This window comes from Bartonella sp. MR110HLJHH, from assembly GCF_042194225.1.
Taxonomy (GTDB): domain Bacteria; phylum Pseudomonadota; class Alphaproteobacteria; order Rhizobiales; family Rhizobiaceae; genus Bartonella; species Bartonella grahamii.
This window is the reverse complement of sequence record NZ_JBHIMQ010000007.1, coordinates 78,927-104,162: the sequence shown is the minus strand read 5'-3', so window position 1 is coordinate 104,162 and position 25,236 is coordinate 78,927. Positions and strand designations below refer to the sequence as shown.

The following is a 25,236-nucleotide window of genomic DNA, read 5'->3' as shown; positions in this document are numbered from 1 at the left end:
TTTTCAAATACTGATTTCCCAAATCACCATTTTTTTCGTGTTTCATGATCGTCTTACGATCAAGCAAAGCTGTTGCAGGACTTGCAACAATATTATTAAGAATGAGCTCTGCTGGATAAGGCTTATCAAATTTCATCACCACTGTTTTCTCATCAACAGCTTGCAACGCATCATCAACATTTTGTTCTGTAATTCCATATTCATTAAAAATTGCCGCATTACCCATCTTCAATTTGACAACCCGCCTCATACCCCAAACAAGATCATTGGCATTGGCTGGCTTGCCATTATTAAACTTCAAACCATCACGCAAATGAAAGGTAATCACCGTACTGTGATCATCACCTGAAACATCCCAATGAGTTGCTAAAGCGGGAACCATTTTAGCAGGATCATCTGTCGCAGTACTGACTAAGTTATCACAAACATTGCGAACAATTTCACTTCCATAAACATCCGTGAGCTGCGCAGGATCAAACGTACTGATTGCATCAAGATTCCAAGCCATCACAAGGGTATCAGCCGGTGTTTTTGCTGAAACCTGTTGTACAACTACTCCCAGTGCAATAAGAGCAGCAACAAGAGATCCGCTACTTTTCAATATTTTTCTTTTTAAGTTCATAGACTTTTCCTTTTAAAGTTTATTGTATAAATTCCCCACGCAACAAGAATGTGCAAAATAATAAAATTAGACAAACCATAGGCTCTGAGAGATAACGTTTTAGAACTTTCAAATAACATCACTTATCAACCACTCCTCCTGCCCATAGTCCCCCCCCAATATGCACCGAAAAACAATCTAATATATGATGAATGACATAACCCATCACCAATTATTGATGATATTACAACGTCTACCATTGAAGGCTATAAGACAAAGATTTCTTCTCTCTTGTCGGACAAGTTCAGCTCTTCTTCACTCTAGCGTTTTTATGCCATCAAAGGACAATCCCCTGTTAGCTCAAAAACCTTAATAACAAAGAGCCTTCATAATAATTTGATATTTCAACAAAACAGAAAAATTTGCCCATCGCCCAACATCAACCACCTCTACCCCTTCTGCAAAAGGAATTTTGGATTTTTCCATAATTCCCCACTAAATAACAGCTTCTCATTATATCTTATTTCCAAATAAAAGGAGCACGGGCACCACAAACCTCTAACATTCCCTCACGCGTCCGTACATAACAAAACTTTTTTCAATACTGTATTTTAAATACCTTTGCTCCTTTAACAACACTCAATTCATTGCTTGATTTTTTTCAGAAAAAAATCTTTTCAATGACTAAGGTTGAAATACCTAAATATAATACCTATATAAGCACACCCTTATCAGAATAGATAGTCTTTTTTTAAGTAAACTGTCTTGAAATATTATTTCTATACACAACAATAATAAGTCGGTTACAAAATCTTCAACGAACAAAAACTCTCACCCTGACGCGGAATATCGAAACGTTATAAAATTTCTCTACAAATTCTCAGAAACAAAAGGATATCCCTTCATTTAATTAAATGAAGCGCTCTGAAAATATCGCGAAAATGCAATAAAATACGCGTATATTTCAAAAAACAGCACTGTTATTACACCAGTACTAAGGTAGTGAACTTAAAAAAGTAAGAAAAAATAAAAAATGTTTTTCTTTTATGCTAGTAACATCGCTGTACTATGATAATATTATAAAAAACACGATCTTCGAAAGTATATTAAAATGAACCGAAAGAAAAAGTTGTTAAATTCTTCTCATGCGTTTCTTGGAGGAACATTAAACCGTGTTAGTCTAAAGTTGCTTATCCTTTCATTCTTCATTGGCATTGTAATGAATTTTTTGGGATGGACACCTCGAAACCTCATACAAAGAATAGTAGATTTTTTTCAATCACTATGGGAAGCAGGATTTATAACGCTTACAAATTTCTTTCATATAACTATGACGGGAGCTATTGTTGTTGTACCTATTTTTCTTATCTCACGAATTTTTCATAAAAAATAAAAGCCTTAACATTTTCCTTGCGCTAATCTTTTCGGAAAATCAAACGACATAAAAATCCTGTAGTAATAGCAATAATCACTGCAACAATACCATATAAAAAACGATACTTGTGCGCTGCATAAAAAATTGTATAAGCGATATGTGCTTTAACAATTTCAAGAGTCGTTGTTGCACTATCAATAAACTGTCCATCACGAAAAAGATAAGCACGAACTTTATAATGTCCAACAGGAATATTTGCTGGCAAACGAAAATGTGCTGTGAAAAGTGTGTCAGAACCAAAACGAACACCACCTACTTCCTCGTAATAAAGGCTTTTAGCTTTTTGCAATTTTATAAGTTCATCGCGAAAGCTTTGTATTTTTTTCTGGTCTTGTTCATCCGTCTGTAATGGCAAATAGAGTAATCCTAACCCCAAGCGTTTATAATCTTCAATGCTCGTAATATCGTCAATTTCACGTGTTGTGACCATAGAGTAAAAAAGAGGAACCTTTTTAAAAATAAGAGAATCTGTATTAACCCATACACCGGCATTGCGTTTTTTTTCTCGCATCACCATTGTCCGATCTTGTCCCTCCAAGCTTACAACAATATCATAACGGTTTTGTCGAGAATATAACGGATCAATATTTTCCAAAACACCAGCAATATAAAGATCACGACCAGCAAAATTTGCATCCACAGTAATCGTATTCGTTGTTACGATAATTTGGACAGTTTCGTGGTCAAGTTGATCAATGGATGTAGCTGGCGTCCCAACATGTGACCATGTAGAAAAAGAAATAAAACAAAAAAAACCTGCAATGATGTATAAAGAAAATAATCTACCCATTTTTATCTCATAAGAATATCCAGAGAGAAAAGATTATCAGGGCGTATAAATAATTGAAAAGCAAGACGCATACACACAATCAACACTAAACATGCAAGCGCCATACGCAGTTGTTCAGCCTTTAACTTCCTTCCAGCCCTTGTTCCATATTGCGCACCAATACTTCCTCCAAGCATTAACAAAAAAGCCAAGACAATATCAACGGACTGATTAGTCATACTTTGCAAAACTGTCGTGAAAGAAGACACAAATGTAATCTGAAAAAGTGAAGTCCCAATCACCACACTGGTTGGAACACGCAGAAGGTAAATCAATGCTGGTATCATAAAGAACCCCCCACCAATTCCCATAATAGAAGACAACAACCCCACAATGAGACCAATCCCTAAAACTGGAATAATGCTAACATATATCATAGATGTCCGAAAACGCATTTTTAAGGGTAAGCGATGAATCCAGTTATGTCGACCAGCAAGACGAATATTGGCTTTTCCTGCCTTACGCTTGCGCATCATATCATACCAACTTTCAACGATCATTAAGCTTCCTACACTTCCAAGAAGAATCACATAAAGAAGCGAAATCATTAAGTCTAATTGACCTAACTTTTTCAAAACAGAGAAAACCTGAATCCCGATTAAAGAACCACCCCCTCCTCCAATCGCCAAAAGAATACCAAGTTTAATATCGAGCGTACGTCTTCTAAAATGTGTAATTGCTCCTGTTACAGATGACGCAATCATCTGGTTAGCACCTGTTCCAACAGCAATAGCAGGAGGAATATTATAAAAAATCAATAACGGTGTGATGAGAAACCCACCACCGATTCCAAAAAGGCCTGAAAAAAAACCAGCAACGACTCCCATACCAATCAAGATCAGCATATTGAGTGACATTTCAGCAATTGGTAAATAAATACTCACTTACAGAACCTTCAAGATAATTTGAGTTTTTTTTAACAATTAGAGAATCCTTCTCCAATTATCCTCTTTTCCCATAATCTTTGTTGCGTGTTTAAAAGAATAATTCTAGTTGCTATAGCTTTCGTACAAACACGAATGCGCAGTACATTTCACATCTATTAACATCAACATCATACAAATTAAAAAAAACGAGCTCCTTTTAAAAAGCTATAAAGACATAACGTTATCGCTAACACAAATACAACGGTTAAAAAACAAAGAACACTTTTTTTTACCAAATAAGATAAAAACGAGACATGTTCCCGAGACTGCACCTTTAAAGAAAAAAAACCATTCTCACTGCAATGATTAGATACCTGAACACCCATCATACCCTTTTCTTCTATCACAGCACGCTTCACTACTCCCTCATCCTTTTTAAAAGAAGGTTTCAGAGCATCACTGGGCAAAGAACTTCTATTTTCTTGCTGCAACGTATTTTCAACATTTGTTTGGAGTGGAATTATACCGTTTTGTTTCGAAAAATTTTGCATCTTTTGAAGGAATAAACGTTCTTGATTTTCCTGACATTCCATATGAGCAAGTTTTTGTACAACAGAATCAGGTGATTTTGAACGAGATACCCGTCGTGTTACCGCTTCTTCTTCTAAGCTTTTTTTTTCACTCTGCAAACTTTTGACAATTGTTTTAATCTGCTCTAAAGACTCAAAAAGCTTTTTTTCTCTTTGACGACGTATATAATGTTCAGCCAAAATGGCTCGGCTAATATCATCTAAATAAGATTTAAAATGCTCTTCTACAGAACTCTGCTGCATCAAAGAACGGGGCGGATGCTTCATTTGCATTTGCGTATAAACGGTGCGTAATTTTTGAGCAATATCCGACATCGTTACTTCTACAGAAGTATCCATTCTTTCTTTCTGTTCAACAAAAGAAAAGAATTTACCATTCCTAACCTGATTGGTCGCCTGATCGATCGTATGACCCTTCGTATTCACAAACGCCTACCCCTCATTAACCTTTTTGAAAAGAATCGCAACAAATGATAAGAAAGTGTGCTCTATTTTAGTAAATAGAGCTTTAAGAACTCCTAAAAACTTTTTTGTTAGAAATATTTTCCCCAATCTTTATCAAAATATTTGAAAGACAGATCTTTAATTTTTCTGTCTTCACAATTTGAAGAGCAAAATCATTCCCCCATTTTTATCTTTTTCACTTAATTTTTCATTGTATAAAGGACCTATTGCACCATCATAAACAAAGCATAAGAAACTAAAAAAGAATATTCTCACAAGACAGATTGATTTTTTTACTTTTTATTCAAGCAAATAAGGCAATTATAGCAATGCAAAAATATGAAGATTGAAAATAACGACGAGAAAGTACAAGTAAACGTAAAAAAGCTTATATGAAAGATAACACAGGTTATAAATGAGACTTCATTCTAAACAATTTGGTTTCTTATGAGTATTGCTATAAACTTGTGGTCATACAAACAAAGAGGATCATTATGAAGATAATTGTCGCTGTCAAACGTGTTGTTGATTATAACATCAAGATACGCGTCAAACCCGATAGTACAGGTGTTGATCTGTCTCACGTAAAAATGTCTATGAATCCTTTTGATGAGATAGCCGTGGAGGAGGCTATTCGCCAGAAAGAATCCGGTAAAATTTCAGAAGTTCTTCTTGTTTCAATTGGCCCAGAAGCAGCCCAAGAAACTCTACGAACAGGACTTGCAATGGGCGCTGATCGCGCACTTCTTGTCACAACGGATAAAACACTTGAACCCTTAGCAATTGCTAAGGTTCTCAAAGCTATTGTTGATGAAGAAAAACCCGATATGGTCTTTTTAGGAAAACAAGCAATTGATGATGATAGCAACCAAACAGGACAAATGCTCGCAGCTCTTCTTGGTTGGGGACAGGCAACTTTCGCTTCACATCTTAACATAGAAAATGGGCATGCTACAGTTACTCGTGAAGTTGATAATGGAACACAAACTCTTTGTCTTCCCCTTCCCATGGTTATGACTGCCGATCTACGGCTCAATGAACCGCGTTACACCTCTCTCCCCAATATCATGAAAGCAAAAAAGAAAAACATTGAACAAAAATCTCTTGCTGATCTTGGCATCGATACGGAAGCACGCTTAACAATTTTAAGCGTTGAAGAGCCAAAACCCCGTCAATCCGGTATTAAAGTGGCGAATGTAGTAGAGCTTGTCAGTGCGCTAAAACAAAAGAACTGCATTTAATATTCTCACTACTAGAGTAAAAGCAACACTCACATAAAAGGGCAAAAACTTATGGCAATTCTTTTATTGGCTGATCATAATACAGAAGAAACAGCAAAAGCGCTCACCGCTGCACGCGCACTCAGTAATGATATCGATATTCTGGTTTGCGGAGAAAAAATTCAAACGATAGCGGAAAATAGTGCTAAACTTAATAGTGTGCGGCAGGTTCTTATTGCAAAAGCAGACTATTTAGCCCATCAACTTGCCGAGCCTATGGCAGATACAATTCTCACGTTAGCAAATGATTATGATGTGATCATGGCTGCATCCAGCAGCACTGGAAAAAATGTGATGCCACGCGTAGCAGCCCTTCTTGATCTTATGCAAATTTCAGATATTACCGCCATTCTTTCACCCGATACCTTCAAACGACCCATTTATGCAGGCAATGTACTTGAAACTGTCCGTACCAATGATCATAAAAAAATTATAACAGTTCGCACAGCTTCTTTCACACCAACGCCTTCCCAAAATAATTCTGCTCCCATTAAAATAATAACACCAGCTCCCAATCCAAATCTTTCTTCTTTCGTAAAAGAAGAAACCAACAAAATTGATCGTCCTGATCTTACCTCTGCACGTGTTATTATATCAGGCGGGCGTGGTCTTGGTTCTCAAGAACAATTTATGGCACTTCTTCTTCCCCTTGCAAACAAATTAGATGCCGCTTTAGGTGCCAGCCGCGCAGCAGTTGATGCAGGCTACGCTCCCAATGACTGGCAAATTGGACAAACAGGAAAAGTCGTTGCCCCTGAACTCTATATCGCCGTTGGCATTTCCGGTGCAATCCAGCATTTAGCCGGTATAATGGATGCACAAATTATTGTTGCCATTAATAAAGATGAAGAAGCTCCCATCATGCAAATTGCCGATTACACCCTTGTAGGTGATCTCCACCAAATTATTCCAGAATTAGAGAAAGCTTTATAAGTTATGAATGCATTTCCGCATGACCAACGTGAAAGTATGGAGTTTGACATAGTCATTGTCGGAGCAGGACCTGCAGGGCTTTCTGCCGCAATTCGCTTTAAACAAATTAATCCTGAGCTTTCTGTTACAATTGTTGAAAAAGGGACCGAAGTTGGTGCACATATTCTCTCGGGCGCAGTTGTTGACCCCATTGGTATCGATACACTCTTACCAGAATGGAGAAATGACAACGACCATCCCTTCACAACCCCTGTCACCCAGGACCATTTTTTTTTTCTAAAGCCTCAAAAAGCGACACTATTGCCCAATATTTTGCATCCCAGAATCTTATCAAATAACGGATGTTATATCGTTTCGCTTGGGAGCGTCTGCCGCTGGCTAAGCAAAAAAGCTGAAGCGTTGGGTGTTGAAATCTATCCTGGTTTTGCAGCAACAGAGCCCATTATCCAAAAAGATAACGGAGCTATCATTGGTGTTCTCACCGGTGATATGGGGCTTAACAAAGATGGAACCCCTGGAAAAAATTATATGCCTGGTATGGCATTATTGGCAAAATATACTCTGATTGCGGAAGGAGCACGCGGCTCAATTGCAAAACAACTGATAAAACATTTCAACCTTAGCAAAAATCGTGAACCACAAAAATTTGGTCTTGGACTCAAAGAGCTCTGGGAAATTGATCCCCATAAACACCAACGCGGTTTAGTGCAACATTTCACTGGTTGGCCCTTAGACAATAATACCGGTGGTGGTGGCTTTCTTTATCACCAAGAAAACAATGTCATTTCTGTCGGTTTTGTTGTGCACTTAGATTACAAAAATCCTTATCTTTCTCCTTTTGAAGAATTTCAACGTTTTAAAACACATCCAAAACTCTATGAAATCTTCAAAGGTGCAAAACGTCTTTCCTATGGTGCACGTGTTATCAGCGAAGGAGGTTGGCAATCTGTACCAAAACTCACCTTTCCTGGTGGAGCACTTATTGGCTGCTCTGCTGGCTTTGTCAATGTTCCTCGTATCAAAGGCTCACACAATGCCATCTTATCTGGCATATTAGCTGCCGATAAAATCGCTACCGCTCTCGCGCAAGGACGTGCCCATGATGAGGTCAAAGAAATCGAAGAACAGTGGCGAAAAGGTCCCATTGGCAAAGATCTTTATAAAGTGCGAAATGCCAAACCGCTCTGGGCACAATATGGGACAAAATATGGAATTAAACTTGCCGGTTTTGATATGTGGTGGCAACAGCTGTTCGGATTTTCCTTATTTAAAACACTCCCCCACAAAAAGGAAGATTATGAATATCTTGAACCAGCAAAAAAATTTCAACCTATTGCTTACCCAAAACCAGATGGTGTTGTAACCTTTGATCGCCTTTCAAGTGTTGCCCTTTCCAATACGCACCATGAAGAAAATCAACCTTGCCATTTAAAAATAGCCTCATTAAGAAAACAAAAAGACTCCGAATATGCAATCTATGGGGCACCTTCCACACACTATTGCCCCGCCGCTGTCTACGAGTGGCTAGAGTATAATGATCATCTGACTTATATTATCAACGCTTCAAATTGCATACATTGTAAAACATGCGATATCAAAGATCCGAACCAAAATATCACTTGGACCTGTCCGCAAGGCAATGAGGGCCCCTTCTATCCCAATATGTAATGCCCCAATGTATAATCATTGTTCATTCTCCTAAAATTGAAATATACAATTAGCCTTAAACGTTTCTAAGGTACTTATTATACTGTTAAAGCTGTAGAGAATATGAAAAAATGAAATATTTTTCTGATAAGGGCTTATATTTGATCAATAACAATACAATTAGCTGTTTATGTTTCAAAACAGGCTGTTTACATTTGCTCAGAAAAACAGTTTGGATATCAATAGAATATTTGAAAGATAGGCGTTATGGAAATAGTCTAAAAAGCTTAGCTTTTAAAAGAGCACAGCCAAGCGTGAGATGGTGGCATAGGTAAAATTGTTTTTTGGTTCTCGAAGGAAAAACTTTATAGAAAATCGTGGAGCTGATAGAATATTGGTTACATCTGGAATTTGTTTTACTAAAAAAGATAACGCGGATCAAAATAGATAATAATGTTAGATTAAGACGTTAAATATGAGATTATCTTATTGTAGTGTAATCGATTATTCGAGTAAGGTAAGCCTTTATAATGATAAAAAAATGCGCTGATAAAAATGAGCCCAAATGGCTTATGGGTATGGATAAAACTCTTGTGGTGAGGGAAATTTGATGAAAAGAAAAGAGCATGTGTGAAAAAGCATATTTTATAGGTGCGCATGCTTATTCTGCACCCGTTATAGAATCAGGGCTTTATCTTGTGGCAACGCCTATCGGAAATCTTGCAGATATTACGCTTCGTGCTTTGCAAGTGCTTGCAAGAATTGATATTTTAGCGTGTGAGGATACACGGGTAACACGTATTTTGTTGGAACGTTACGGTATTCAAAAAAAAACTTTTCTCTATCATGAATATAATGCGCAAAAAGCGGGTCCGAAGCTCTTAGCGGCTTTAGCAGAAAACAAAACAGTAGCGCTTGTTTCAGATGCGGGAACACCACTTATTTCTGATCCCGGATTTCGATTGGTGGAAGAAGCCCGTAAAGCTGGTCATAAAATTATTCCTATTCCTGGAGCATCCGCTCTTTTAGCCGCTCTTATACCGACAGGGCTTCCTACTGATAGCTTTTTTTTTGCAGGTTTTTTGAGTGCACGCAAGCTACAGCGCAGAAAACGGTTGGAACAATTAAAAGAGATTCCAGCAACTTTAATTTTTTATGAATCACCGCATCGTCTTGTTGAAACTTTACAGGATATGGTCACTCTTTTTTCGGCTGATCGACCTGCTGCCATTTGTCGTGAATTAACAAAGAAGTTTGAAACAGTAGATGTTTCCAATTTAGGGAATTTGTTGGAAAATTACAGAAAACAAGCACATATTCGTGGGGAAATTGTTGTGCTTGTTGGAGAATCATCCTCTTCTTTAAATGTGATAAGTGATCAAGAAATTGATGAAATGCTATTAGAACGCGCGCAGACACATTCTGCTGCTCAAGCAGCAGCTTTGGTTGCAAAAGAGACCGGTTTTAAAAAGCAGGAACTTTTTCAGCGGTTAGTTTTTTTAAAAAATGCGTAAGATGATACAAAAAAAACGCAGACAAAAGTCTTTTTATCGAGGGATCCGTGCAGAAAAATTGGCAGCTTGGTGGCTACGTTGTAAAGGGTTTCACATTGCCGAAATGCGTTTTAAAACAAAATGTGGGGAAATTGATTTAATTGCACGACGTGGAAATCTTGTGTTAATTGTTGAAGTTAAAGCACGTTCAACGTTGGCTGAAGCAATGGAAGCGGTTTCCCGAATGAATGAAAAGCGAATTGAGGCAGCAGCCGATATTTGGCTCGCACGGCAAAAAGATTATGCCCTTTTATCTGTACGCTTTGATTTGATTGCAATTTTACCTTGGCGTTGGCCACAGCATATCCCTGCATTTTTTACATCTAATCAATAAGAGGCAGCCCCCATTTTAACCATACTCAATAAAAAACATTTCGTTTTTATGTGCATATGCGTTAAAAAGTGTGTAACCGTTTGAGCGCTATAAGGAGTGAAATATGGATGATTATGAAAAGTTTGCAACAGGTTTACTCATTGTTTTTGGAGCGCTGATTATTGGTGGTTTAATGGCAATGCATATTGTACTTATGAATAAACCAGGTTTTTTATTTGCATTAGCCGCAGCTGTTGTTGGTTGGTTTTCTGCTTTTGCCGTTCTCTTTGACAAACCAAAAATCTATTTGGGCTTGATTATTCTTGCTATGATATGTGTTGCCTCTTCAATTAGCGCTTATGTTAGTTAAAACACCTGAAATGTTGATTGAGATTCCTTTTAAAATATAAAACTGAGAAATAGAAATGAAACTTGGCTTTTTGGGAACGGGTACAATCAGTGCTTCAATGGTGAATGGACTCATGACAAGCACCTTTGATGTTTCTTCCATTATTGTTTCACCTCGCAATGCACAAACAGCAGAGCGCCTTTCAAACACTTATGATAAAGTTATAATTGCTGAAAATAACCAAGCGTTGCTCGATATTAGTGATTGTGTTTTTCTTTGCTTGCCCAACCAAATTGCAGAAGGCGTTTTGCGCTCTCTTCATTTTCGTCCAGAACAGCTGGTTATTTCCGTACTTGCTATGGCAAAAGCAGCAGAAATAGAAGAGTGGATTAATCATAAAGTTTATCGTGCTGTTCCATTACCTTTTGTTGCAGAATGCAAAAATTTGACACCAGTCTATCCCGATCATCCCTTTTTACGCACTTTATTTGATGCATTGGGGGGCACATTGGTGCTGGATAAGGAAGAGCAATTTAATCTTTTTATGACAGCTGGTTCTCTGATGGGAGTATATTTTAATTTTATAGAAACAGCCCATCAGTGGTTTATAACACAGGGGTTAAAAAAACAGCAATCAGCAGAATTCCTTACCATGATGTTTGGAAATCTTACGGATGAAATGCGTAAAATTATAGCAACGAATCGTTCTGCATTTCTCGATTTTGCAATGCTTGAAAAAGAGTTTTCAACAAAGGGTGGAACAAATGAATTTTTGTCAAATTACTTTTCTCATCAAGGGGGAAGGAATGCTTTAACAACGGCTCTTGAGGCTACTTTGCAAAAAATGAATGCTTCTAAAAAGACTTGACCAACATTTTTTTATCATCTCAATAAGAAAGAGCTAAATGTTGAAGATTTATATCAAGAAAACTCATATCGAAAAATGCTTTTTACACCTGAAAAAGATACCATCTTATGAAAAGAATTGATTTTTAAAATATTTTTTACAACCTTTTACAATTTTTCTAAATTATTTTTATTTTCTGTCTTCTTCTTTTATCCTCAATACCAATATTTTTTTCTACCTCATGGCTCTATCTCTTCTAATTTGGGTCCCCTTCAGGTTATCCAAACGCATGAATAATTTTTTGTTTATTTAACCTATATACTCCACTCACACATTAAAACCTCCCCTTACAAAGAAGCAACTATTTTTACGTCTTCCATGATTGTGTTTTAATAAACTTTCTCAAACAAATATCCATTTAAAAGAGTTGATTTTTTATTTGATCAACAATTTTACGATACAGTTTAGTATGCTCTTTACTAGGCTTAGCAACAAAAATAGGGATCCCCTCATCTGAAGAAAATCGTAAAGCTGCATCAAGCGGTATTTCCGCTAAGAAAGGGACTTCTCGACGTTCCGCTTCTGCCCGTGCACCACCATAGCCAAAAATATCATAGCGTTTTCCCGTATCAGGAGCGATAAAATAACTCATATTCTCAATAATTCCTAAAATAGGAACATTGACTTTCATGAACATTTCTATTGCTTTACGCGCATCCACTAAAGCAAGATCTTGGGGCGTAGAGACAACTAACGCACCTGTTAATTGTACCTGTTGTGCAAGCGTTAGTTGTGCATCCCCTGTACCGGGCGGCATATCAACGACTAAAACGTCCAGAGGTCCCCATAAAACGTCTCGTAACAATTGCGTTACCGCTGCCATAACCATAGGACCACGCCATACTACCGGCTTTTCTTCCTCAACCAAAAATCCCATCGACATCAATTTAAGTCCGAATTTTTCAAGAGGTTGAATCTTTTTTTCTCCAATGAGCTGTGGTTTTTGATTAACAAGTCCTGTCAAACGCGGCAAAGATGGACCATAAATATCAGCATCCATCACCCCCGTCTTGAAACCAGAATCTTGTAAAGCTAAGGCGATATTTATTGCCATCGTAGATTTTCCGACCCCTCCTTTTCCAGAAGCAACAGCAATCACATGCCGCACACCTTCTATGGGCATTTTGATAGGTAAGAGATTTGCTCTCCGTCTAGGTGCTGCCTTTGTTGTTTTTTCTGCTGTAAGTGTGATAACAACAGATTCCACTCCCTCCAAAGCACATACCATCTTTTCAGCAGAACGACGCAATGATTCCCATTCTTGCACACCTCCATCAGGAACTGTAATGGAAAAAAAAACCTTACCATTAGCAATCAATATTTCTGAAAGAAGCCCCAACGACACAATATCACTTTCAAGATCTGGTCCTTTAATTTTACGTAATACGTTGCGGACAGCCTCACTTGTAATAGAATCCACGTTCTTTCCTCTCTATAAAAATACCAGCAAATATAAGCATAAGAACGAAAAATACTTACAGGTTCATCACCTGATAATTTTCTACTTTACTCAAAATTATAAAGTATAAATTACTTATATCTTTTCTCTTTAAAAATATGAAACCATCCTTAAATAAAGAATCTCAAACATAAAATCTGCTATAAAATCCTATCAATCGTGTTTGTCTACAACCACTTTAATGAATGTTCTGATAAAAATTTTAATATTAAAGGATACTTTAAATTGAGTATACAATAATCAGTCACACTTTCTTTAATTCTTTAACGCCCTAGTCATTTATTTTCTATAGACTCAATCGTTATTTCTGACACTCTTACAGTATCGTAAAAAAAGTATCACAGACAATTATAAGGTGTTTTGTATTCTTTCAAGAGCGAGAAAAACAATCTAAGATTGACTTTTTTTATATTTTTCCTTATGGGTTAACAGCCGTATGATAGGATAAAATCGTTCATCTCGCGCATAACTGCTCATAAAACGAAGATTAAGAAGGGCCGCACTCCGCGGTATTTAAATAAATGAAACGTACTTACCAACCCTCTAAACTTGTCCGTAAACGCCGCCATGGGTTTCGTGCACGCATGGCTACAGCTGGAGGACGTAAAGTTATTGCTGCAAGACGTGCTCGTGGACGTAAGCGGCTCTCTGCTTAACCATTTAAATTTTCACAACCGTTGAGGATTGCTCACCGTTTCTTCGTTGTGAAACTTTTGTTATGAACCTCTAATGCCTGCTTGCAGGCATTTAGTGAAATTGCGAAATGTTCTTTTATGAAGAAAAAACATCCCTGCCGTATTCGCAAAAGAGCAGACTTTTTGGCTGTCCGTACAGGAGAAAAGCGGCGTGGTCCTTTATTTTTGCTCGAAGTTAAATCTCGTGAACAAACAACAGAAAGAAAAGATTCTCTTGTTGCACGTGTAGGCTTCACTGTTACTCGTAAAAACGGTAATGCTGTGAAGCGTAATCGTATCAAAAGGCGCTTGCGTGAAGCCGTAAGAGTTGGTGTAACAAACCACATGGAAGCAGGAACAGACTATGTCATTGTAGCATATCGTGATGCGTTACATGCGCCTTTTACATCCTTAATTAGTGAATTAAATCGGCGAATAAAACCAAAAATAAAACATCAGCAACAACAACAAGGGTGTACGGATGGAATATAACCGCAATTTCTTTATCGCTATTGGCTTATCTTTCGTAGTGCTCATCGCATGGCAATTTCTTCATGTTGCTCCCAAACAAGCAAAGTTACAAAAACAACAAGTCATCACACAGCAATTGTCAAAACAACAATCAACCCTTTCTACTACCACGACGAATTTTTCTGACGATACCTCAACGCATCAAGCAACATCTATCATCGAACAGCCAATGACACCTGAAATCCGGAAAGCTGTATTGGCCAAAACAAAGCGTATTGCGATCAAAACCAATGAACTGGAAGGCTCTATTAATCTTGTTGGTGCACAATTTGATGATCTTCACCTCAAAAAATATCGTTTAACAGTCGATAAAAAATCACCGGAAATCGATTTGCTGAATCCTAAGGGTTTCAAAACGACCTACCTTGCTGAATTTGGTTTTGCAAGTGCATCTTTACCAGCAAAAGCTTTGCCACAATCGGATACACAATGGCAAATAGAGGGAAACAATACAATCCTGACTCCTTCAACACCCATCACTTTAATTTATAATAATGGACAAGGACAGATCTTCCGGCGTATTCTTTCTGTTGATGATCATTTCATGTTTACCATTGAAGATTCTATCAGCAATGAAAGTGATCAACCAATATATCTCTCGTCCTATGCCCGCGTTGCACGTGCAGCACCACCAGAACATACAAATGCAACCTATTTACTTCATGAAGGTATGATAGGTATTGCAGGAGATTCGCTCAAAACTGAAAAATATAAAACCTTAGCAGAGCTTGACCCGAATCCTGATAATGGGCAAAAGAGCATGACTTTCTCAAAAGTAACAGGAGGTTGGATTGGTATTACCGATAAATATTGGGCTGTAGCAGTTATTCCCCCGCAAAATAAAGAATATACAAGCCGTTTTATTTATTTTGATCGTTTGCAAACGCATTATCAGTCTGACTTGCTAGGATCGCTTTTAACGATTGCCCCAAACGAAACAAAAACTATTACAAATCGTCTTTTTGCTGGTGCAAAACAAGTTGAAATTATTAATAACTATCAAAATGACCTAAAAATCAAAAAATTTGCTCTTTTAATTGATTGGGGCTGGTTTGATTTCATTACCAAACCAATGTTTTCTCTCATTGATATTCTTTATAAACAAACAGGAAATTTTGGTATAGCCATCCTTCTTGTCACAGTGCTCTTAAAAACTCTTCTTTTTCCTCTAGCCAATAAATCTTACAAATCTATGGCACGCATGAAGCTTCTACAACCGCGGTTGCTAGAAATAAAAGAAAAATATCCCGATGATCGAACCAAGCAACAACAAGCAATAATAGAACTATATAAAACCGAAAAAATTAATCCCCTTGCAGGTTGTTGGCCAATGTTGGTTCAATTCCCAATATTCTTTGCTCTTTATAAAGTTCTCTATATAACCATTGAAATGCGCCATGCCCCTTTCTTTGGCTGGATTAAAGATTTAGCGGCACCTGATCCAACTTCTCTTTTTAACTTGTTTGGTCTCTTACCGTATACAACGCCAACATTTCTTATGATTGGTGCATGGCCTTTGATTATGGGAATAACGATGTTTTTACAAATGCGTATGAATCCCGCTCCTCAAGACCAAACCCAAGCGATGATATTCACATGGATGCCTGTTGTCTTTACTTTTATGCTTGCCTCTTTCCCTGTTGGTCTCGTCATCTATTGGGCATGGAACAATATATTATCAATCATTCAGCAAGGTATCATGATGAAGCGCCAAGGAGTGAAAATTGAGCTTTTTGATAATCTGAAAGCCATGTGGAGAAGATCACCCAAAAAAGAAGTGCATGAATGACAAGAAATTCTTCCCTTTCTGGAATTTTTTCTCGCAATTGGATTTTTATTCGTGGTGTACCAGCGATACGCTTTCTCCCCCCTGAAGGACCACCAGAAATTGCATTTGCAGGACGTTCCAATGTTGGAAAATCATCTTTAATAAACGCACTCGTCCAACAAAAAAGCTTAGCACGCACCTCAAATACACCAGGACGGACTCAAGAGCTTAATTATTTTGTTCCCGATGGCTTCAGTGGGCAGCTAGGAGATCTTCCCCCTCTAGCATTAGTAGATATGCCTGGTTATGGTTTCGCTGCTGCTCCTAAAAATCTGGTTGATGCGTGGACAAATTTGATTTTTAGCTATTTACGGGGGCGCACAACATTAAAACGTGTATATATTTTAATTGATTCACGGCACGGAATCAAAAATAATGATGAAGATGTTCTTGCTCTCCTTGATAAAGCAGCCGTTTCTTATCAAATTATTTTGACAAAAAGCGATAAAATCAAATCAAATGCCTTGGAAAAATTAATTATGAGCACACAAACAAAGCTTCTCAAACGTCCGGCAGCTTATCCTGAGCTTCTTGTAACCTCTTCAGAAAAAGCTCTCGGTTTAGAAGAATTACGTGCTGCCATTTTGCAAACCATCGCATAAAAGAACAATTGCTATTATTAACAATTTATTAATTATAATTACTAGCAGCTGCTAATGATCTTGTACTTCTAGTCAAGCATCTTTATAAAAATGATTACTTGAAAGAATTCTCATCAACTCTATTTGATAGTGTAAATTATGCTGACACTTTTTCACTCTCCCCTATCCGCTGCCTCGCGCTTCATACGCCTCATTCTTGGGGAATATGGTGTAACCACTCAACTGATTGAAGAATATGAATGGGCAAGAAGACACGAATTTCTAGCCCTCAATCCCGCTGGTCATGTTCCTGTTTTTCTCGATGAACACGAGGTTCCATTATCAGGTCCTCTTGTTATCTGCGAATATTTAGACGAAACACATGGAAGTTTACGACAAGACAATAAGCTCTTTCCGGAAAATCCTTTAGATCGTGCGGAAGTACGCCGTCTCAATGACTGGTTCTTAAATAAATTCGAAAATGAAGCAACGCGCCATATCGTACGAGAACGAATCCATAAACGTGAAATGCCACTTGCCATTGGTGGTGGTGCTCCTAATTCACAAATTTTACGCAATGCACGTGCCAATATTTTACCACATATGAACTATCTCAACTGGCTCTGTGCCTCTCGCGATAGCTTAGTCGGTTCTGCCTTGTCCTATGCAGACCTAGCAGCAGCAGCCTCTATTTCTGTACTTGACTTTCTAGGGGAAATTGACTGGGAACAATCTCCTGCTGCCAAAGACTGGTATATGAGAATTAAATCACGCCCTTCTTTTCGTTCTCTTTTAACAGATCGCGTCCGCGGAATTGTTGCAAGTGCTCACTATGCAGATCTTGATTTCTAGCCTTCTCCCACAAACAAAAGTAAAAACGATATTTTATCTAAAGGATATTTATAGGCTTATGAATTTTTATGCATGCGTATAAACAATACGATAATACATTGATTTAGAATCATATTAAACAGAGAATAAGCCCCCCATAATATTTTCTTATTTTATCCCCCCTTATAATGCATGAAAAAATCACTTTCTTGACGTGTCACAAAAAAGATTAGCATAGGAATAATAAGAAAGGATTTTAAAGACTCTCTTTAAATATAAGAGCTGTAGCATCACTGGAAGCTAGGAAAATGAAATAACAATACTTAACGCATGTTATCCTCCATTCTCCCCAATATATGAAAAAACGCATTGCATAACATATATACTCTTTGCTCTATAATAAACAAAGCCTCATCATGCGTTTTTACAACACAACAATTTTTTCAACTGACTTTCCTAAAAGATAAAGAATCCGACAAACTCTCGTGTGTAAACAATCCAACTTCTTGTTGTCCCCTTATTTCTACACCTCTTTTACGTGATTTTATTTATGTGTAACCTATTGATGTACAACGATAAATAATCGTTTTTTTTAACTTGAATCATCAATTCCAAATACCTTTTTCTCATTACCTTCATCAAATTTGAAACAATCAAAATCGCTTGCTTATGCGTCACACATGGAATTGGTTCGTGAAAAAATATTAAAGAAAAGAATGGAAATGCCTAAGTGCCAAGGATTGTTAAAACATTAAAGGCTAACAAAACGTACGGTAGTGCTAATTTTCTCTTTTATGAAGCATAAAGATAGTGGCGCAGAATAGATTTTATATTATTCATGGATACTCTCTCGTGATACCACTCACGAGCACTATCATAAAATAAGTTTAGAAGTATTGAGAAATATTTTTTAAGACAAGCGCATGAATTGACAACATAAGTGTATTTGTTTGGGAGATCTTGTTTTGCATGAAGAACGCCCCTCCCCTTAAAGAACGAAAGAAACAAAAACGTGAAATAATACACAATCTTCATTAGGTTTCATAAGCAAACCTTATTTAGGAATATTCATCACACACTCTAACGAAAAACATCTCTATTTAAATTTGTAGATCTTATATTACTTTCTCTAAACAACAGTGTTTTACAGCACAAGAAGATAAATTAAAGCAGGAAAAATTTTTTCCTATAAAGAAAAAGAACTATTGGAAAGAAGGCAAGAATTTGCCTATACTGCACAGTGAAATGTCATAAGGAGATAAGAATGCGCCTTACAGTTGTTGGTGCAAATGGAAGAATGGGACGTGAACTCATTACAGCAATCCAACAAAGGAGAGATGTAGAGCTTTGTGCTGTCCTTGTACGCAAAGGCTCACCGTTTGTAGGAAAAGATGCCAGTGCCTTAATTGGTTCAGATTTTCTTGGAATTGGCATTACTGACGATCCTGAAAATGCCTTTTCTAACACAGAAGGTATTTTAGATTTTTCTCAACCAGAAGCCAGTATTCTTTATGCTAACTACGCTGCTCAAAAAAGTCTTGTCCATATTATTGGCACCACAGGATTTAGCAAAACAGAAGAAGAAAAAATTGCAGATTTTGCGAAATATACAACAATTGTCAAATCCGGAAATATGAGCCTTGGAATAAATCTTTTGGCCAACCTTGTAAAGAAAGCCGCTAAAGCATTAGGCGCCGATGATTTTGATATCGAAGTTTATGAAATGCATCACGCGAACAAAGTTGACGCCCCTTCTGGAACAGCCCTTCTTCTTGGCCAAGCAGCAGCTGAAGGGCGCAATGTTATGCTTAAAAATGTGCGTGTCAACGAACGCAATGGTCATATAGGTAAACGCGAAAAAGGCTCCATTGGCTTTTCTTGTTCACGTGGTGGAACAGTTGTTGGAGAACACAGTGTCATTTTTGCCGGTTCCCATGAGCGCATTATTCTTTCACATACAGCGCAAGAACGCTCTATCTTTGCCAATGGCGCATTAAAAGCAGCTTTGTGGGCAAAAAATCATGAAAACGGTCTTTATTCCATGCTCGATGTTTTGGGATTGAACGATGAATTTTAAACAATCAATAGAATAGAGGCAATTCATAATGGAACGCATACTTGTACTAATTCGTCATGGACAAAGTGAATGGAATCTCAAAAACCTTTTTACCGGTTGGAAAGATCCCGATTTAACAGAAAAAGGTCATGCAGAAGCGATAGCAGCAGGAAAAAAACTGAAAGAATATGGTTTGAAGTTTGATATCGCTTATACATCTGCCTTACAGCGTGCTCAAAAAACGGCTCAGTACATTTTAGAGCAAATGGGACAATCAGATTTAGAAGTGATAAAAAATCCCGCATTAAATGAACGTAATTATGGTGATCTTTCTGGTTTAAATAAAGATGAAGTACGCCAACAATGGGGGCAAGAGCAAGTGCAAATGTGGCGCCGCTCTTATACGATTGCGCCTCCGAATGGAGAAAGCCTACGCGACACCGGTGCGCGCATCTGGCCTTATTATCTTTACCATATCCAGCCTCATATTTTGCGCTCCCAAACTGTTTTGATCGCAGCGCATGGAAACTCTCTTCGTGCTCTTATTATGGCGCTTGAAGGTCTCTCCGGTGAGGAAATTATATCTCAAGAATTAGCGACCGGCATTCCTATTATTTATACATTTAATCCGGATTCAACAATTTTATCAAAGACAGTTCTCACACCTTAAACTTCTAAAATCATGATCTCCCAAAAAATTTAATTCAATCGTTTTAAGCAAAAAAATAAATTCTATAATTTCATTGACAGAATTGCTTCATACGCTTAGATCAATTTTATGAGCCCAGATGGCGGAATTGGTAGACGCGCAGGTTTCAGGTACCTGTGCCGCAAGGCGTGGAGGTTCGAGTCCTCTTTTGGGCACCATTTTCATATTTAATGTATTGAAATACATAGATTTTTTAAATAACCATTTTAAGACCACCTTTTGAACCGCCTTCTACGGTTTATACAACTTTACCTAATTTACTCCTATTTGCTCCTTATTTTTCTTTGGAGTGACGGTTAAGATCTTCTTTCTTTCGTCCACCTCACTGCTCTACCTAGCTTATATAGTTCTGGAAATACCCCTTTGAAGTACCCAATTACAAATCGTGGTTGTGGATACACTAAAAAGCTTTGCACATTCACGGGTTGTTACATATCTATCTCCATCATCAAATATCATCTCATTACCTTTCTCTTTTTTATGTTATACAAATGGGCGGGGGTGTTGGGGGAAGAACCCCCATAGGTTTAAGCAGCTTTTGTTAAAATCTTTTGCATCTCTTGTTCTATTTCCGCTAAGAAGGTTTCAACAGTTTTATTGATCTCTTCAATGTGTTTCTCATCACGGAGGATGCGTTTGATTTTCATTCTCAAACCAGTAGATTTACCTACAAAGTTTGGATTATAGCTAATGAAATCACACCATTTGCGTCCTGTGCATACCATTTGGAATTGCATCTGCGCGTGATATTCAGGCTTGATTTCGTCATACACAAAAAACGAAGATGGGTCGTTGATTGTGGACATTTGACTTCAATTAAACCGTCTTCTCCAATAAGCTCCTTTTGTAAAGGTGAATCGTGATGGAAAAATCAATTGGACGCGCAGTTCCAACAATGAACAAACCATCACAACAATTATCCGCGAAAACGGTTATCGTCTTTGGGGCAATCGCACTCTTTCAGGCGATATAAAATTTGCTTTCTTATCGGTGGTGAGAACCGAGGATATGATCAATGACGCCATTTTGCGCGGGCATCTATAGGCTGTCGACCGCAATATCAAAAAAACTACATGAGTGACGTGAGTGAAAACGTCATCCATATGGATAAAGAGGATACATGATAGGTTATAAACCAGATGTAGAGCCCCTCATTAAAAAGGTTGCTTAAGTACCTTCCTTCCCCCATCTTTAAAAGTGGGAAGCAGATCAAGCTGCTTCTTCTAAAGCCGCTTGTTCCTTACAATTATTTTGGATAGACGTTAAGCTAATCTGCAAATTTAAAGCACTCAAAACACTGAGAAAAGTAGAAAGTCGTGGGTCACCCTTGTCGCTTAAAGAACGATAAAGAGACTCTCTTGATAACCCTGTATTTTGAGCGATTTTACTCATTCCTTGATTTTTCACTATTATGCCAAGAGCATGCGCAAGATACTTGCTATCCTTGCTTTCAAGAGCATCTTGTAAAAGAATTTTCTGAGTCTCAGGCGTTTTGAAATATTCCCTTGTATCAAACTTGGTGATTTCCATTTTTTATTTCCTTTACTAATTGAAGAGCTTTTTCAATATCTTTTTGCTGAGTAGATTTATCGCCGCCATTAAGTAACAAAATAATCTCTTTTCCTTGTTTGAAAAAATAAACACGATAGCCTAGTCCGCGATTTATTTTTAATTCTCCAATTCCACGAAAGAATTTTGCGTTACCAAGAAATCCTGTTTCTATTCTTGCAATCCATGTAACAACATGTGCTTGCGCAATCTCATCTTTTAAATAATCTAGCAATTTCATAAAGTATTTTGTTTTGTACACTGTAAATAGTTGTGTCTTATCAGATACAGAATAAATACTGTCAAATACATTATTTTGTTCCAGTGAAAAAGCTACATAGGTTTTAACAAGCCATCCTTTCGAATGAGAAAGATGTCAATTTTTTAATCCAGCTCTGCTTTTTGCGAAGCTTTTTTTATGAAGAAGCATATGCGAAAATATCATCAGAAGGACTAGCACTTATCAAACAATGGGAAGGTTTGCGTTTGAACGCCTATAAAGATGCCATTGGGGTGTGGACAATCGGTTATGGACATACAAACAGTGCTGGAAAACCTTTTATTTACGAAGGCATGACAATCACTGAAAAGCAAGCAGAAGAACTTCTTTGCCAAGACTTAAGACAATTTGAAAATGTCGTTGAACGCGCTGTTACAGTTTCATTAACAGATGAACAATTCGCGGCGTTAGTGTCATTTTGCTATAATGTAGGAACAACAGCCTTTTGTAACTCGACACTGTTAAAAAAGCTCAATCAAGGTGAATATGAAGCTGTCCCTGCAGAACTACAGAAATGGACCAAAGCAGGCGGAAAGCGTCTTGAAGATCTAGCACACCGGCGTGCGGCAGAAACAGGCTTATGGGCTAAAGGGGCTTATGTTTCCTCCAATCATCAAACAGTAGAAACGCAAGCACCAACGGGGGTTTTCAAAGCAGAAGCTCTTGCACCGATTATTGGCTCTTTTTCAGGTCTTGGCGGCTTGTTAGCAGGCAATGGACCAATCCAATGGGCTTTGGCAACCATCATGGTTTTAGCCGCATGTGCTGGTATTTTCTTTGTTGCTAAACGCTTTCAGGAGCACCGTCTATGATCTTATGGATAAAAGAAATCTGATGCTAACAGGCGCGGCTTTAGCCGCTTTTTTTATGATTTTAGCAAGAGCTTTTACCCTTGGTAAAAAGAGTGAACAGCAAAAGCAAACGGAAAAAGCTTTAAAAGCAGCCACAACACGTCTGGAGGTGGAAAGTGAAGTTAATCAAAAAAGTGATGCTGATGTGCGTGCTGCTCTCTCTGACTGGTTGCGCGACAAATAAATATGTTTCTTCTTATGTTGGCTGGTTGCCAATTTATTTAAGCCGGCAAGATCTGAACGCCATCAGTTCAAACTTAGCAAGAGAAATCTTAAAGCACAATAATCTAGGTGAACGCGTGTGTGGGTGGAAACATGGCTAGAAAAAAAACACAAGACGATATAGAGCTTACAGAAGCAGAAAAAGAAATACTTCAAGAAATCATCATGACCTACAAAAGTGTGAAAATGATGTCTCGCTTGATGAAATGGATAGCGTTTTTTATCTTTTTGTTGGTCCTTGATTTTGCACGCCTTATGGATGCGATAGACAATATCTTCGCACATTTAAAACAGTGGATTTCAAATAATTAATCTTTGAATTAATTATTTCATGAATTTAAAGCTTCTAATAAACTATATTTGATATGAACAGTTTCGAAATTTTAATCCTTTAAGAATGAAGAGGAAGTCAAATCTCCGTAAAACAACACAATTTCTTGTCTTTTATAGATCAGGATGGATAATGAAAACAAATTTAAGTGGCCGCGTAAGAAATACATCTTTACCAGAAAATCATGCTCTACTGCCTCTTTTTGAAGCAGTTGTAAATTCTATTCATTCCATTGAAGAAATAGGAAATGATTTTTCCTCAAGTCACATTATAATTTCAATCATACGATCTGACCTTTACTACCACTTGACAAAGATACAGAAAAACTAAATGAGACAGAAATTGTAGGTTTTAAAGTGATCGACAATGGTACAGGCTTTAATGATCATAATTTTCAATCATTTGAAACTTTAGACTCAGATCATAAAAGAGATAAAGGTTGCCATGGTATAGGACGACTTTTATGGCTTAAAGCTTTTGATAATATAAAAATCAGGAGTATTTATGAAACAGATAGAGGATTAAAAGGGCGCACATTTTTATTTGATGCTGTTGCAGGTATAAAAGAATTAGACGAATTTCAAGATAATTGTACGAAGAGAGAAACTATTGTTGAGTTAACAGGTCTAAACCAAAAATATAAAAATCGTATTCCTAAAAAACTACAATCTATCGCAAAAGCACTCTTAGAACATTGTCTCTGGTATTTTGCAAGGATTGGTGGTTTCCCTTTCATAACTATTGAAGATGACACAGAAAAGATATTATTGAATGATCTATATGAACAATGCATGCATGGAGCCGTTTTAAATGAAAAAATAAAAATAGAAAATTATAATTTTTCTATTATGCATATTAAATTTAGATCCTTACCTTTAGAAAATCAGGCTTTATGTTTTTGTGCAGGCAATAGAGCTATTACAAAAGAAAAGTTATCTGAGAAAATTCCGGGTATGCAATCAAAACTGCAAGATGATATAGGTGAATTTATCTACTCTTGTTATGTAAGCTCTCTTTTTTTAGATGAAAGAGTACGTTCTGAAAGAATAGGCTTTGATATTGAAGAAAATGTTGAAGATAAACAAGAAGATTTATTTGAAGGAAAAAAATATCATTTCCGATAATGCGACAAGCCATTTATGAAAGAATTCAAAAATATTTAGCTGTAGAATTAAAGCAAAACATTCAAAACAGTAAGGAGATAGTTGAAAAGTTCACACATAAAGTACCACGCTATCGTCCACTCCTAAACTATTTGACTGACAATGACTATATGATTTCACCTAAAATAAATGATAAAAAATTGGAACTACATTTGCATGAATGTCTTGCTAGAGTAGAAAATGAAATTTTAGAAGAAGGTCATAATGTTTTAGCAGTTCAACAAGAAGAAAATCCAGAGCGGTACGCTGCAAGAATTAATAAATATGTAAACGCTGTCGGTGATCTTAAAAAGTCCGATTTGGCTAATTACTTATGCCATAGAAAGACTATTATAGAGCTTTTGAAAGAATCTTTAAATTCTCTTTCTACAGATGATGGCAAAGAAAGATATGTTAAAGAAATGTTATTCATCAACTCATAGTGC

26 protein-coding genes, 1 tRNA gene and 4 pseudogenes are annotated in these 25,236 nt (G+C 37.2%); 22 read left to right on the top strand and 9 right to left on the bottom strand.

Annotation, left to right across the window (positions count from 1 at the left end; translation table 11 throughout):
- Nucleotides 1–622 (bottom strand): ABC transporter substrate-binding protein (locus ACFIKB_RS05750; RefSeq protein ID WP_375636338.1); only part of this gene is annotated, 622 nt, incomplete at its 3' end.
- A gap of 1,090 nt (nt 623–1,712) precedes the next feature.
- Here ACFIKB_RS05750 and ACFIKB_RS05745 point away from each other — a divergent pair.
- A complete protein-coding gene (locus ACFIKB_RS05745; RefSeq protein ID WP_375653011.1) occupies nt 1,713–1,994 on the top strand; it encodes a DUF6460 domain-containing protein in 282 nt (93 codons plus the stop codon).
- Nucleotides 1,995–2,016: 22 nt separating this feature from the next.
- Here the strand turns inward: ACFIKB_RS05745 and ACFIKB_RS05740 are convergent, their stop codons facing one another.
- The 3 genes from ACFIKB_RS05740 to ACFIKB_RS05730 form a co-directional block, all read right to left on the bottom strand.
- The gene (locus tag ACFIKB_RS05740) at nt 2,017–2,826 is read right to left on the bottom strand and encodes a TIGR02186 family protein (RefSeq protein WP_375653010.1); all 810 of its coding nucleotides are present in this window, start codon (nt 2,824–2,826) and stop codon (nt 2,017–2,019) included.
- A gap of 2 nt (nt 2,827–2,828) precedes the next feature.
- Nucleotides 2,829–3,749 carry a sulfite exporter TauE/SafE family protein gene (locus ACFIKB_RS05735; RefSeq protein ID WP_015856288.1) on the bottom strand — a complete coding sequence of 307 codons (921 nt, stop codon included), beginning with the start codon at nt 3,747–3,749 and terminating at the stop codon, nt 2,829–2,831.
- A 179-nt stretch (nt 3,750–3,928) separates the two neighbouring features.
- Entirely contained in the window at nt 3,929–4,747 is an 819-nt protein-coding gene (locus ACFIKB_RS05730; RefSeq protein WP_375653009.1) for a hypothetical protein, read from the bottom strand.
- 512 nt (nt 4,748–5,259) lie between these two features.
- Here ACFIKB_RS05730 and ACFIKB_RS05725 point away from each other — a divergent pair.
- The 7 genes from ACFIKB_RS05725 to ACFIKB_RS05695 all read left to right on the top strand — a co-directional run bounded on the left by ACFIKB_RS05725 (nt 5,260) and on the right by ACFIKB_RS05695 (nt 11,708).
- The gene (locus tag ACFIKB_RS05725) at nt 5,260–6,006 is read left to right on the top strand and encodes an electron transfer flavoprotein subunit beta/FixA family protein (RefSeq protein ID WP_375653007.1); all 747 of its coding nucleotides are present in this window, start codon (nt 5,260–5,262) and stop codon (nt 6,004–6,006) included.
- A 51-nt stretch (nt 6,007–6,057) separates the two neighbouring features.
- Nucleotides 6,058–6,978 carry an electron transfer flavoprotein subunit alpha/FixB family protein gene (locus ACFIKB_RS05720; protein WP_375636330.1) on the top strand — a complete coding sequence of 307 codons (921 nt, stop codon included), beginning with the start codon at nt 6,058–6,060 and terminating at the stop codon, nt 6,976–6,978.
- A gap of 3 nt (nt 6,979–6,981) precedes the next feature.
- Nucleotides 6,982–8,646 carry a 4Fe-4S dicluster domain-containing protein gene (locus ACFIKB_RS05715; RefSeq protein WP_375653006.1) on the top strand — a complete coding sequence of 555 codons (1,665 nt, stop codon included), beginning with the start codon at nt 6,982–6,984 and terminating at the stop codon, nt 8,644–8,646.
- Nucleotides 8,647–9,251: 605 nt separating this feature from the next.
- Entirely contained in the window at nt 9,252–10,139 is an 888-nt protein-coding gene (rsmI, locus tag ACFIKB_RS05710) for a 16S rRNA (cytidine(1402)-2'-O)-methyltransferase (RefSeq protein WP_375636326.1), read from the top strand.
- Nucleotides 10,140–10,143: 4 nt separating this feature from the next.
- Nucleotides 10,144–10,512 carry a YraN family protein gene (locus ACFIKB_RS05705; protein WP_375636343.1) on the top strand — a complete coding sequence of 123 codons (369 nt, stop codon included), beginning with the start codon at nt 10,144–10,146 and terminating at the stop codon, nt 10,510–10,512.
- Between the two features lie 103 nt (nt 10,513–10,615).
- Entirely contained in the window at nt 10,616–10,861 is a 246-nt protein-coding gene (locus tag ACFIKB_RS05700) for a hypothetical protein (RefSeq protein ID WP_015856281.1), read from the top strand.
- Between the two features lie 55 nt (nt 10,862–10,916).
- A complete protein-coding gene (locus tag ACFIKB_RS05695; protein WP_375653005.1) occupies nt 10,917–11,708 on the top strand; it encodes a pyrroline-5-carboxylate reductase in 792 nt (263 codons plus the stop codon).
- 397 nt (nt 11,709–12,105) lie between these two features.
- Here ACFIKB_RS05695 and ACFIKB_RS05690 read toward each other — a convergent pair whose 3' ends face one another.
- Nucleotides 12,106–13,167, bottom strand: coding sequence for an Mrp/NBP35 family ATP-binding protein (locus ACFIKB_RS05690; protein WP_375653004.1), 1,062 nt, complete (start codon nt 13,165–13,167; stop codon nt 12,106–12,108).
- A gap of 560 nt (nt 13,168–13,727) precedes the next feature.
- Here ACFIKB_RS05690 and rpmH point away from each other — a divergent pair.
- From rpmH to ACFIKB_RS05650, 8 genes are all read left to right on the top strand, one after another.
- Nucleotides 13,728–13,862: a 50S ribosomal protein L34 gene (gene rpmH, locus ACFIKB_RS05685; protein WP_005864709.1), complete on the top strand. Its 135-nt coding sequence runs from the start codon at nt 13,728–13,730 to the stop codon at nt 13,860–13,862.
- Between the two features lie 117 nt (nt 13,863–13,979).
- Complete coding sequence (gene rnpA / locus ACFIKB_RS05680; RefSeq protein ID WP_015856278.1) at nt 13,980–14,372, top strand: ribonuclease P protein component; 393 nt, start codon at nt 13,980–13,982, stop codon at nt 14,370–14,372.
- Entirely contained in the window at nt 14,362–16,200 is a 1,839-nt protein-coding gene (gene yidC, locus ACFIKB_RS05675; RefSeq protein WP_375636320.1) for a membrane protein insertase YidC, read from the top strand. Before rnpA ends, yidC begins: the two co-directional genes overlap by 11 nt.
- Nucleotides 16,197–16,841 carry a ribosome biogenesis GTP-binding protein YihA/YsxC gene (gene yihA, locus ACFIKB_RS05670; RefSeq protein ID WP_375636319.1) on the top strand — a complete coding sequence of 215 codons (645 nt, stop codon included), beginning with the start codon at nt 16,197–16,199 and terminating at the stop codon, nt 16,839–16,841. Before yidC ends, yihA begins: the two co-directional genes overlap by 4 nt.
- Before the next feature lie 138 nt (nt 16,842–16,979).
- Nucleotides 16,980–17,672, top strand: coding sequence for a glutathione S-transferase family protein (locus tag ACFIKB_RS05665; protein WP_208439566.1), 693 nt, complete (start codon nt 16,980–16,982; stop codon nt 17,670–17,672).
- Nucleotides 17,673–18,915: 1,243 nt separating this feature from the next.
- Nucleotides 18,916–19,728 carry a 4-hydroxy-tetrahydrodipicolinate reductase gene (gene dapB, locus ACFIKB_RS05660; RefSeq protein ID WP_375636318.1) on the top strand — a complete coding sequence of 271 codons (813 nt, stop codon included), beginning with the start codon at nt 18,916–18,918 and terminating at the stop codon, nt 19,726–19,728.
- Nucleotides 19,729–19,756: 28 nt separating this feature from the next.
- Nucleotides 19,757–20,377, top strand: coding sequence for a 2,3-bisphosphoglycerate-dependent phosphoglycerate mutase (locus tag ACFIKB_RS05655; RefSeq protein WP_375636317.1), 621 nt, complete (start codon nt 19,757–19,759; stop codon nt 20,375–20,377).
- Nucleotides 20,378–20,489: 112 nt separating this feature from the next.
- Nucleotides 20,490–20,574: transfer RNA gene (locus ACFIKB_RS05650), tRNA-Leu, on the top strand.
- A gap of 94 nt (nt 20,575–20,668) precedes the next feature.
- Here ACFIKB_RS05650 and ACFIKB_RS05645 read toward each other — a convergent pair.
- Nucleotides 20,669–20,875 (bottom strand): annotated as a pseudogene (locus ACFIKB_RS05645) (helix-turn-helix transcriptional regulator).
- Nucleotides 20,876–20,943: 68 nt separating this feature from the next.
- A pseudogene (locus ACFIKB_RS05640) lies at nt 20,944–21,254 on the bottom strand (YqaJ viral recombinase family protein); the annotation flags it as partial.
- Nucleotides 21,255–21,310: 56 nt separating this feature from the next.
- Between ACFIKB_RS05640 and ACFIKB_RS05635 the strand changes: the two are divergent.
- A pseudogene (locus tag ACFIKB_RS05635) lies at nt 21,311–21,457 on the top strand (phage tail protein); the annotation flags it as partial.
- 168 nt (nt 21,458–21,625) lie between these two features.
- Here ACFIKB_RS05635 and ACFIKB_RS05630 read toward each other — a convergent pair.
- Nucleotides 21,626–21,946 carry an addiction module antidote protein gene (locus tag ACFIKB_RS05630; RefSeq protein WP_012755081.1) on the bottom strand — a complete coding sequence of 107 codons (321 nt, stop codon included), beginning with the start codon at nt 21,944–21,946 and terminating at the stop codon, nt 21,626–21,628.
- Nucleotides 21,927–22,262 carry a type II toxin-antitoxin system RelE/ParE family toxin gene (locus ACFIKB_RS05625; protein ID WP_372440016.1) on the bottom strand — a complete coding sequence of 112 codons (336 nt, stop codon included), beginning with the start codon at nt 22,260–22,262 and terminating at the stop codon, nt 21,927–21,929. Before ACFIKB_RS05625 ends, ACFIKB_RS05630 begins: the two co-directional genes overlap by 20 nt.
- A 104-nt stretch (nt 22,263–22,366) precedes the next feature.
- Here ACFIKB_RS05625 and ACFIKB_RS05620 point away from each other — a divergent pair, with 104 nt between their 5' ends.
- From ACFIKB_RS05620 to ACFIKB_RS05600, 5 genes and pseudogenes are all read left to right on the top strand, one after another.
- Complete coding sequence (locus ACFIKB_RS05620) at nt 22,367–23,056, top strand: lysozyme (RefSeq protein WP_375653002.1); 690 nt, start codon at nt 22,367–22,369, stop codon at nt 23,054–23,056.
- Nucleotides 23,053–23,279, top strand: a pseudogene (locus tag ACFIKB_RS05615) (hypothetical protein). The gene ACFIKB_RS05620 and the pseudogene ACFIKB_RS05615 overlap by 4 nt, the downstream one beginning before the upstream one ends.
- A 131-nt stretch (nt 23,280–23,410) precedes the next feature.
- Nucleotides 23,411–23,629, top strand: coding sequence for a hypothetical protein (locus ACFIKB_RS05610; protein WP_375644687.1), 219 nt, complete (start codon nt 23,411–23,413; stop codon nt 23,627–23,629).
- Between the two features lie 375 nt (nt 23,630–24,004).
- Complete coding sequence (locus ACFIKB_RS05605) at nt 24,005–24,772, top strand: hypothetical protein (RefSeq protein WP_375644686.1); 768 nt, start codon at nt 24,005–24,007, stop codon at nt 24,770–24,772.
- Nucleotides 24,772–25,233, top strand: a complete 462-nt coding sequence (locus ACFIKB_RS05600; protein ID WP_375644685.1) for a hypothetical protein — start codon at nt 24,772–24,774, stop codon at nt 25,231–25,233. The genes ACFIKB_RS05605 and ACFIKB_RS05600 overlap by 1 nt, the downstream gene beginning before the upstream one ends.
- Nucleotides 25,234–25,236 lie beyond the last annotated feature (3 nt).

What these genes read in the sequence shown, in the direction of transcription:
- ACFIKB_RS05745 (WP_375653011.1), top strand. Translation starts at nt 1,713, where the DNA reads ATGAACCGAAAGAAAAAGTTGTTAAATTCTTCTCATGCGTTTCTTGGA.
- ACFIKB_RS05740 (WP_375653010.1), bottom strand. Translation starts at nt 2,826, where the DNA reads ATGGGTAGATTATTTTCTTTATACATCATTGCAGGTTTTTTTTGTTTT.
- ACFIKB_RS05725 (WP_375653007.1), top strand. Translation starts at nt 5,260, where the DNA reads ATGAAGATAATTGTCGCTGTCAAACGTGTTGTTGATTATAACATCAAG.
- ACFIKB_RS05720 (WP_375636330.1), top strand. Translation starts at nt 6,058, where the DNA reads ATGGCAATTCTTTTATTGGCTGATCATAATACAGAAGAAACAGCAAAA.
- ACFIKB_RS05715 (WP_375653006.1), top strand. Translation starts at nt 6,982, where the DNA reads ATGAATGCATTTCCGCATGACCAACGTGAAAGTATGGAGTTTGACATA.
- rsmI (WP_375636326.1), top strand. Translation starts at nt 9,252, where the DNA reads ATGTGTGAAAAAGCATATTTTATAGGTGCGCATGCTTATTCTGCACCC.
- ACFIKB_RS05700 (WP_015856281.1), top strand. Translation starts at nt 10,616, where the DNA reads ATGGATGATTATGAAAAGTTTGCAACAGGTTTACTCATTGTTTTTGGA.
- ACFIKB_RS05695 (WP_375653005.1), top strand. Translation starts at nt 10,917, where the DNA reads ATGAAACTTGGCTTTTTGGGAACGGGTACAATCAGTGCTTCAATGGTG.
- rpmH (WP_005864709.1), top strand. Translation starts at nt 13,728, where the DNA reads ATGAAACGTACTTACCAACCCTCTAAACTTGTCCGTAAACGCCGCCAT.
- rnpA (WP_015856278.1), top strand. Translation starts at nt 13,980, where the DNA reads ATGAAGAAAAAACATCCCTGCCGTATTCGCAAAAGAGCAGACTTTTTG.
- yidC (WP_375636320.1), top strand. Translation starts at nt 14,362, where the DNA reads ATGGAATATAACCGCAATTTCTTTATCGCTATTGGCTTATCTTTCGTA.
- yihA (WP_375636319.1), top strand. Translation starts at nt 16,197, where the DNA reads ATGACAAGAAATTCTTCCCTTTCTGGAATTTTTTCTCGCAATTGGATT.
- ACFIKB_RS05665 (WP_208439566.1), top strand. Translation starts at nt 16,980, where the DNA reads ATGCTGACACTTTTTCACTCTCCCCTATCCGCTGCCTCGCGCTTCATA.
- dapB (WP_375636318.1), top strand. Translation starts at nt 18,916, where the DNA reads ATGCGCCTTACAGTTGTTGGTGCAAATGGAAGAATGGGACGTGAACTC.
- ACFIKB_RS05655 (WP_375636317.1), top strand. Translation starts at nt 19,757, where the DNA reads ATGGAACGCATACTTGTACTAATTCGTCATGGACAAAGTGAATGGAAT.
- ACFIKB_RS05630 (WP_012755081.1), bottom strand. Translation starts at nt 21,946, where the DNA reads ATGGAAATCACCAAGTTTGATACAAGGGAATATTTCAAAACGCCTGAG.
- ACFIKB_RS05610 (WP_375644687.1), top strand. Translation starts at nt 23,411, where the DNA reads ATGGCTAGAAAAAAAACACAAGACGATATAGAGCTTACAGAAGCAGAA.
- ACFIKB_RS05600 (WP_375644685.1), top strand. Translation starts at nt 24,772, where the DNA reads ATGCGACAAGCCATTTATGAAAGAATTCAAAAATATTTAGCTGTAGAA.